Annotated in this window: 2 protein-coding genes; both read right to left on the bottom strand. The window is 72.7% G+C overall.

Annotated features, from left to right (window positions below):
* The coding region (locus ACX9I7_RS32055) for a type I polyketide synthase (protein ID WP_459389330.1) at positions 1–1,660 on the bottom strand (1,660 nt) is incomplete at its 3' end.
* A partial coding sequence (locus tag ACX9I7_RS32060) for an SDR family NAD(P)-dependent oxidoreductase (RefSeq protein ID WP_459389331.1) occupies positions 1,657–9,507 on the bottom strand: 7,851 nt, incomplete at its 5' end. The genes ACX9I7_RS32055 and ACX9I7_RS32060, both read right to left, overlap by 4 nt.

The following is a 9,507-nucleotide window of genomic DNA, read 5'->3' on the forward strand; positions in this document are numbered from 1 at the left end:
CACCATCGGCGTCCACCACGCTGCTTTCGGCGGCCACCGCTGCCAGGCCCGCCAGCAACTCCTCACGATCCCGGCCCACCACCACCGCACGGTGCTCGAACACACTGCGCGTGGCGGCCAGCGACCAACCCACATCCACCGGATTCAGCTCAGGCCGCGCCGAAACGAACGCGGCGAGCCGGGCCGCCTGCCCCCGCAGCGCGTCGTCCGACCGGGCCGACAGCACCCACGGCACCACATCGACCGTGGGCGTCGTGCCTTCCTCCGACGGCCGGTCCGGCGCCTCCTCCACGATGACGTGGGCGTTGGTACCAGATATGCCGAACGAGGACACACCCGCCCGGCGCGGCCGGCCGTCCACGGCGGGCCACTCCCGCCGCTCGGTCAGGAGTCGCACGGCGCCCGACGACCAGTCCACCTCCGGTGTCGGCTCGTCGACATGCAACGTCCTGGGGAGGACACCCGCACGCATCGCCATGACCATCTTCATCACACCCGCCACACCGGCAGCGGCCTGCGTGTGCCCGATGTTCGACTTCACCGAACCCAGCCACAACGGACGGTCGTCCGGCCGCCCCTGCCCGTAGGTGGCGAACAGTGCCTGCGCCTCGATGGGGTCGCCCAGGGTGGTGCCCGTGCCGTGTGCCTCGACCACGTCGACCTGGTCCGGTGTCAGCCGGGCGTCGTCGAGGGCCTGGCGGATGACCTCCTGTTGTGCCGGTCCCTTCGGGGCGGTGAATCCGCTGCTGGCTCCGTCCTGATTCACGGCCGAGCCACGCAGTACGGCCAGTACGTCGTGACCGTTGCGCCGGGCGTCGGAGAGGCGTTCCAGCACCAGCACGCCGACACCCTCGCCGAAGCCCGTGCCGTCGGCCGTGGAGGAGAATGCCTTGCAGCGGCCGTCGGCGGCGAGTCCGCGCTGTCTGCTGAAGGTGGCGAACACGGTCGGTGCCGCGATGACGGAGGCCCCGCCGGCGAGTGCCAGCGAGCACTGGCCCTGTCGCAGCGCCTGGGCGGCCAGGTGGAGGGCGACGAGCGAGGACGAGCAGGCCGTGTCCACGGTGACGGCCGGACCGGTCAGTCCGAGGGTGTAGGAGACGCGTCCGGAGGCGACGCTGCCGGCGTTGCCCAGCCCGACGTACCCTTCGAGGTCCTCGTCGACCTCGGGTAGCCGTGTCGCGTATTCGTGGGTCATCAGCCCGGTGTAGACACCGGTCCGGCTGTCCTTCAGGGCGGCCGGGTCGATGCCCGCCCGCTCCAGCGCCTCCCAGGAGCACTCCAGGAGCAGGCGGTGCTGCGGGTCCATCGCCAGGGCCTCGCGCGGTGCGATGCCGAAGAAGGCGGGGTCGAAGTCGGCGACGTCGTGGACGAATCCGCCCTCGCGTGCGTAGGACTTGCCGGGCGCGTCCGGGTCCGGGTCGTAGAGGCCGGGGTCCCAGCCCCGGTCGGCCGGGAACGGTCCGATCGCGTCCCGGCCGTGGGAGACGAGGTCCCAGAGGTCCTCCGGGGTGCGGACGCCCCCGGGGAAGCGGCAGGCCATGGCGACGACGGCGATGGGTTCGGTGGCCGCGGCCTCCAGTTCCCGCACGCGCGCCCGCGCCGAGCGCAGGTCCGCGGTGACTCGTTTGAGATAGGCCAGGGCCTTGTCGTCACCGTTCACTGAGTTCCCCCGATTCCCAGCTCGTTGTCGATGTAGGCGTAGATTTCGTCCGCCGTGGCGGTGTCCAGGTCACCGACGTCGTCGGTGGGTGCGGCCGGGGGTCGCAGCTCGTCGAGCAGCGCCGTCAGCCGTCGCGCGATCAGGGCCCGGTCCGGGGCGTCCGCCGCCAGGCCGCTGACGCTCCGGCGCAGGGAGTCCATCCGCTCCAGCACCAGTGCGGTGGTGTCGATCGTGCCCACCAGCCGCTCGACCAGGTAGCCGGCGAGCAGGCCGGGAGTCGGATGGTCGAACACCGCGGTGGCGGGCAGTCGCAGCCCCAGTTCCTTGGCCAGCCGGTTGCGCAGCCGTACCGCCGTCAGTGAGTCGAATCCCAGTTCCAGGAAGCCTCGGGACGGGGTGACCGCTTCCCGGCTGTCGTGCCCGAGCACCGCGGCCGCGGTGTCGAGGACGACGTTCTGCACGAGGCGCAGCCGTTCCTCGTCGCCCAGGCCGGTCAGTCGCTGGGCGAACTGCCCGTCCTCGGTGGGCCGGTCGGCGGTCACCGCGCGGCGCGGTGCCCGGACCAGTCCGCGCAGCTGTGCCGGGACGTCCTGTGCGGAGAACGCGTCGAGCCGGATCGGTACCGCCAGCGGTTCCTGTGAGCCGAGAGCGGAGTCGAAGGCCGCCAGCGCCTCCTCGGTGGACAGCGCACCGGCGGCGGCGATGTTGCGGGACGGGGACGCGACCTTTTTGGTGAGCTCGCTGCGCTCGTCCCACAGCCCCCAGGCCAGCGACAGTGCCGGCAGGCCGTGGGCGGTGCGGTACGCGGCGAGCGCGTCCAAAAAACCGTTGGCCGCAGCATAGTTGGCCTGGCCTGCCGCGCCAAGTACCGATGCCGCGGAGGAGAACAGCACGAACGCGTCCAGGGGCAGGCCGGCGGTCAGCTCGTGCAGGTGCCAGGCCGCGTCCGCCTTGGGGCGCAGCACGGTGTCCAGCCACTGCCCTGTGCGGGTGCCGAGCACGCCGTCGTCCAGCACGCCGGCGGCGTGCACGACGGCCGACAGCGGGTGGTCCGGGTCGATGCCGGCGAGCAGTCCGGCCACGGCGTCGCGGTCGGTGAGGTCGGCCGCGACGATGTCGGTGTGCGCGCCCATGCCGGTGAGGTCCGCCTGCAGCCGGTCCGCGCCGTCGGCGGCGGGGCCGGAGCGGCTGACCAGCAACAGGCGTGTGACGCCGTGGGTCCGGACGAGGTGCCGGGCCAGCAGCCCGCCCAGGGTGCCGGTGCCGCCGGTGATCAGGACGGTGCCGGTGCCCAGCGGGCGGTCGCCCGCTCGTTCCCCGTCGGCCGGTGCGGCGGGGATCCGGGCCAGCCGTGGCACCGTGCCCTCTCCGGCGCGCACCCTGATCTCGGGTTCCGAGGCCGCCGCGAAGCCCGGGAGGACGGCGGCCGAACGTGGGTCGTCGTCGAGGTCGACGAGCGTTATGCGGTCCGGGTTCTCGGCCTGTGCGGAGCGCAGCAGGCTCCGTACCGGGCCGTGGACGAGGTCGCCTGAGGGTGGCGCGTCGCGGGTGACGACGAGCAGGCGCGAGTCCGCGAAGCGGGCGTCGGCGAGCCAGTCCTGCAGGGTGGCGAGTACGTGCCCGGTGGCCGCGCGGACGGCGGCGGGCACCTCGGACCCGACCGGTTCGGGCCACCGGTACGGCAGGAGCACGATGTCGGGGACGCTCCGGACGGCGGCCGGATCGGCGGCGGTGTCCACTTGCCAGCCCGCCGATTCCAGAGCCGGCGTGATACCGAGCACGTCCTCGCCCAGGAGCACACAGGTGGTCGTCGCGGATTCGACGGCCGGGGCGGCCGCCTGGTGCTGCCAGGTGACGTGGAAGAGGGTGTCCCGTCGTTTCACCGCCAACTGGCCCGCGTCGACGGGCCGGGTCGCGAGCCGTCCGATGCGGAACACCGGGAGTCCGGTGGTGTCCCACGCCTGCCAGGAGGATTCCCGCGGGTCGATGTGTACGCGGAGTGAGGTCGCCCCGGTCGCGTACAACCGGACGTCGGTGAAGGAGAACGGAAGCCGTGTCTCCCGGGGCTCGGGCGCCTTCGCTCCCTCACACGCGATGCCGTGCAGGGCCGCGTCGAACAAGCCGGGGTGGATGCCGTAGCCGTCGGGCGTCACGCCGTCGGCTAGCTCGACCTCGGCGAACAGTCCTTCGTCCGTCCGCCATGCTCGCCGCAGCCCCCGGAAGGCCGGACCGTACTGGTAGCCGGCCGCCTCCAGGCTCTCGTAGAACCCCTCGACGTCGATCGGGTCGGCGCCGGCCGGCGGCCACACCTCGAGCCTGTCGGGCAGCGCTTCCGCACTGCCGAGGATCCCTTCGGCGTGGGTCGTCCAGGTGCCGTCCGCGCCCCGCGAGTGCATCGACACCGTCCGGCGATCGGGGTCACCGGTGTCGGCGACGACCACCCTGATCTGCGCGGACGCCGACTCCTCCAGCGTCAGCGGGGCCTGGAGGGTCAACTCCTCGACGCAGCCGTAGCCGCTCTGGTGACCCGCGTGCAACGCCAGCTCCACCCAGGCCACGCCGGGCAGCAACGCCGTCCCCAGCACCGCGTGGTCGCTCAGCCACGGGTACGCCGACAGCGACAGCCGACCGGTCCACACCGATTGGCCGCCCGGCAGCTCGACTGTCGCGGGTACGAGCGCGTGTCCGTCGTCCCGCAGCCCGACGGCGGCCACGTCGCCGGTACGACCGGGGGCGGCGTCCAGCCAGTGGTGCTGATGCTGGAAGGCGTACGTGGGAAGCTCCACCCGCCGACCGCCGGCGACCGACGGCGTCCAGTCGATCGTGACGCCCCGGGTCCATGCCTCGGCCGCCGCCGAGAGCATCCGGGAGAGCTCACCCTCACCCCGGCGGAGGCTTTCCAGCACCACGACCGGCCGGTCGGCGGTCTCCTCGATGCCGACGGTGAGGACGGGGTGGGGGCTGGCCTCCAGGAAGACCGTATGCCCTTGCTCCAGGAGGTGCTGGACACCGGCCTGGAACTCCACGGTCCGGCGCAGGTTCCGGTACCAGTACTCCGGGCCCAGCTCGGCCGTGTCGATCCGCTCACCTGTCACCGTCGAAACGAACGGCACCTCGCTCGGCCGCGGGCGGATCCCTTCCAGGGCTGCCAGCAACTCGTCACGGATCAGCTCGACGTGAGCCGAGTGGGAGGCGTAGTCGACGTCGATGCGGCGGGCACGAATGCCTTGTGTCTCGCAGGTGGCGAGCAGACCGTTCAGGCCGTCGATATCGCCGGAGACCACGGTGGACGACGATCCGTTGACGGCGGCGACGGAGACGCCGGGATAGTCGGTCAGAAGGGCTGTCACCTGGTCACGGGGCAGGGCGATCGAGACCATCCCGCCCAGGCCGGACAGCTTCTCGCCGATCAGCCGACTGCGCAGAGCCGCGACCCGGGCGGCGTCCTCAAGCGACAACGCGCCCGCGACCGCCGCGGCGGCGATCTCACCCTGCGAATGGCCGATCACCGCCGACACCGGCACACCCCACGACCGCCACAACTCGGCCAGCGACACCATCACCGCCCACAGCGCCGGCTGCACCACATCCACCCGGGCCAACGCCGCCTCATCACCCAGCACGTCCAGCAACGCGAAGTCGACAAACGGCTCCAGCGCCTTCGCACACCGCTCCATCGACTCCCGAAAGACAGGAGAGGCGTCCAGCAACGCCAGCCCCATACCGACCCACTGACACCCCTGACCGGCGAACACCATCGCGACACCGTCATCGACGCCGACCGTCGCGGGGCCGTCTCCACCTTCGCCGGCCACCGTCGCCAGGTCCGCCAGCAACTCCTCACGGTCCCGGCCCACCACCACCGCACGGTGCTCGAACACACTGCGGGTCATTACCAGCGACCAGCCCACATCCACCGGGTCGATCGCGGGCAGGGCCGAGATGTGAGCGGCCAGCCGGGCCGCCTGCGCCCGCAGCGCGTCGTCCGACCGGGCCGACAGCACCCACGGCACCACATCGACCGTGGGCGTCGGAATGACGTCCGATGGCTGGTGAGGCGCCTCTTCGATGATCACGTGGGCGTTGGTGCCGGAGATGCCGAACGAGGACACACCGGCTCGGCGCGGCCGGTCGTCCGCAACAGGCCACTTCCGCTGTTCGGTCAGCAGTCGTACGGCGCCCGACGACCAGTCCACCTCCGGTGTCGGCTCGTCGACATGCAGTGTCTCGGGCAGTACGCCCGCACGCATCGCCATGATCATTTTGATCACGCTCGCCACGCCCGCCGCGGCCTGGGTGTGTCCGATGTTGGACTTGACCGAGCCCAGCCATAGCGGGCGGTCGTCCGGGCGCCCCTGACCGTACGTGGCCAGCAGCGCCTGCGCCTCAATGGGGTCACCGAGCCTGGTGCCCGTGCCGTGTGCCTCCACCACGTCCACGTCCGTCGGGCCCAGACCCGCGCCGGCCAGTGCCGCCCGGATCACCCGCTGCTGCGAGGGCCCGTTGGGGGCCGTCAGCCCGTTGGAGGCGCCGTCCTGGTTGATCGCCGAGCCGCGTACGACGGCCAGTACCTCATGGCCGTTGCGCCGGGCGTCCGACAGGCGCTCCAGTACCAGGATCCCGACGCCCTCGGCCCAGGCCACGCCGTCCGCCGCCTTGGCGAAGGCCTTGCTGCGGCCGTCGGGGGCCAGTCCGCGCTGCCGGGAGAACTCCACGAACGGACGCGGCGTGTGCATCACGGTCACACCGCCCGCGAGCGCCAGCTCGCACTCCCCCGTCCGCAGCGCCTGCGCGGCCAGGTGCAGTCCCACCAGGGAGGTGGAGCAGGCGGTGTCGACGGTGACGGCGGGACCGATGAAGTCGAAGGTGTAGGAGATGCGCCCGGAGGCGATGCTGCCCGCGCTTCCGGTGCCGAGGGTGCCCTCGTACCCGGCCGGGGATTCCCCCAGGCGGGAGGCGTACTCGTGATACATCACACCGGCGTACACCCCGGTCCGGCTGCCCTTGAGCGAGGACGGGTCGATGCCCGCCCGCTCCAGCGCCTCCCACGAGCACTCCAGCAGCAGCCGTTGCTGCGGGTCCATCGCCAGCGCCTCGCGCGGCGAGATGCCGAAGAAGCCGGCGTCGAACCGCCCGGCCTCGTGGAGGAAACCGCCTTCGCGGACGTACGACTTGCCCGGGGCGTCCGGGTCGGGATCGAAGAGGTTCTGTACGTCCCAGCCCCGGTCGACCGGCCACGACGAGATCCCGTCACCACCGGAGACGACCAGGTCCCACAGGTCTTCCGGGGTGCGGACCCCGCCCGGGTAGCGGCCGGCCATGCCGACGATGACGACCGGGTCGTCGTCGGAGATGACCTGGACGGAGGACTCCCGCTGGGGCTCCGGCTCGGTCACGGTCAGGCGGCCCAGGACGTGTTCGGCGATCGCCCGTGGGGTCGGGTAGTCGTAGGTGAGTGTGGCGGGCAGCCGCAGGCCGGTGGCGGTGGAGAGCCGGTTGCGGAACTCCACCGCCGTGAGCGAGTCGAAGCCCAGGTCGTGGAGGTTCTGGTCCGGCCGTACGCCGTCGGCCGCGCTGTAGCCGAGCGAGTCGGCGATGGCCGTGCGCACGATGTCGAGCACCATACGGGGGCGTTCGATGCCGTTGGCGGCGCCGAGCCTGCCCGCCAGGGAGGCCGTGGGAGCGGAACGCCGGAGGCGGGCGGGCTCCCGTACCAGGCCGCGCATCGGCACCGGAAGGTGGTCGCGCCGGGCGCGCAGTGCGGCGGTGTCCACCCGCATCGGCACCAGCAGCGCTTCCTCGGCCGCGCAGCCGGCGTCGAACAGGCGCATGCCCTCCTCGGAGGTCAGGGCGGCGACGCCGATCCGGGAGATCCGCGTCAGCTCGGTGTCGCCGAGTCCCCGGGCCATGCCGCCGTGCTCGGCCCACAGTCCCCAGGCCAGGGACACGGCGGGGAGGCCCTGTCGTCTGCGGTGGGTGGCGAGCGCGTCCAGGTAGGCGTTCGCGGCGGCGTAGTTGCCCTGTCCGGCCGAGCCGAGGACGGCCGCCGCCGAGGAGAAGAGGACGAAGGCCGCCAGGTCCAGGTCGCGGGTGAGTTCATGGAGGTGGCGGGCGCCGTCGACCTTCGCCGCGAACGAGGTGTCGATCCGTTCCGGGGTCAGCGCGTGCAGGACGCCGTCGTCCAGCACACCCGCCGTGTGGACGACGGCGGTGAGCGGGTGCTCGGCCGGTACGGACGCGAGCAGCCCGGCGAGGGCGTCGCGGTCGGACACGTCGCAGCGCACGGAGACCAGCTCCGCGTCCAGCTCGTCGGTGCCGGGTGCGGGCCGACCGCTGCGGCTGGCGAGGATCAGCCTGCGTGCACCCCGGTTCTGTACGACGTGCCGGGCGACGAGACCGGCGAGGGCGCCGGAGCCGCCCGTGATCAGTACGGTGCCGTCGGGGTTCCACTCGGCCGGGGCCTGCGAGACGGTGACGGGGGCCAGGCGGGGCACGAGGATCGCGCCGTCGCGGAGTGCCAGCTGCGGTTCGCCGGTGGCGAGGGCGTCGGCCAGGGTTCGCGTGGACGGTCGCGGGTCGTCCGCGTCGATCAGTACGAAGCGGTCGGGGTGCTCGGTCTGGGCGGTGCGGACCAGCCCCCACAACGGTGCGTGGGCGAGGTCGCGCACGTCGTCGCCGACCGCGACGGCACCCCGGGTGAGCAGGGCCAGTTTCGTCCGGGTGTCCGAGGCCAGCCAGCTCTGGAGAAGGGCCAGCACCCGGTGGGTGGACCGGTGGGCGGTGTCGTCCTCCTGCCACCACGGCACCACCACGACGTCGGCGTCCTGGGCGAGTGCCCGGTCGGGAGCCGCTTCCTCCGGTGCGCTCATGGTGACGACGCGCAGCCCGGAGCCGTCGGCTGCGGGCACCGGTGTCCAGTCGACGCGGAACAGCGCGTCGTGCGTTCCGGAGCCCAGTTGTGCGGCGGAGACCGGGCGCAGCGTCAGCGAGTCGACGGTCAGCACCGGCCGGTCCGCCGTGTCGGTGACGTCCAGCCGGATGGCGTCGACGCCCGCCCGGGAGACGCGTACGCGCAGGGCGTTGGCGCCTCGGATGCGCAGCGCCACTCCGGCCCAGGAGAAGGGGAGGTACTTCTCGTCCGGCCGCTGGTGGAACCCGCCGAGCCGCGCGGCGTGCAGCGCGGCGTCGAGCAGGGCGGGGTGCAGGCCGAACCGGGCCGCCTCGGCTCCGGCCGCCTCGGGGAGAGCGACCTCCGCGTAGATCTCGTCCGCCTGCCGCCACACGGCCCGCAGGCCCTGGAACACTGGGCCGTAGTCGTAGCCGTGCTCGGCCAGGTCCGCGTAGAAGTCGTCGAGCTCGACGGGCTGGGCAAGGGTGGGTGGCCACGGGGTGGTGGCGGGCAGACCGGACTCCGGTGTGTGCGGGGCGGCTGTCAGGAGGCCGCTCGCGTGCAGCGTCCACTGGTGCTCGGCGTCCTCGTCGTGGGGCCGGGAGTGCACGGTGAGCGCACGCCCGCCATCGCTCTCGGGAGCGCCGACGGCCACCTGTACCTGCACGGATCCTCGCCGGGGGATCACCAGGGGCTGGTGCAGCGTCAGGTCCTGCAGGGCGGGGCATCCGACCTCGTCACCGGCACGGAGAGCGAGCTCGACGAACGCGGCGCCGGGCAGCAGCACCGAGCCCAGGACGGTGTGCCCGGCCAGCCACGGGTGGGTGCGCAGGGACAGCCGACCGGTGAGCACGAGCTTGTCGTCGCCCGCGATGCGCACGGCCGCGCCCAGCAGGGGGTGGTGGGCGTCCGCGAGACCGATCTCCGCAGGCTCGGTGGCGCGGGCGGTGGACTGCAT

The organism is Streptomyces sp. L500 (assembly GCF_054551825.1).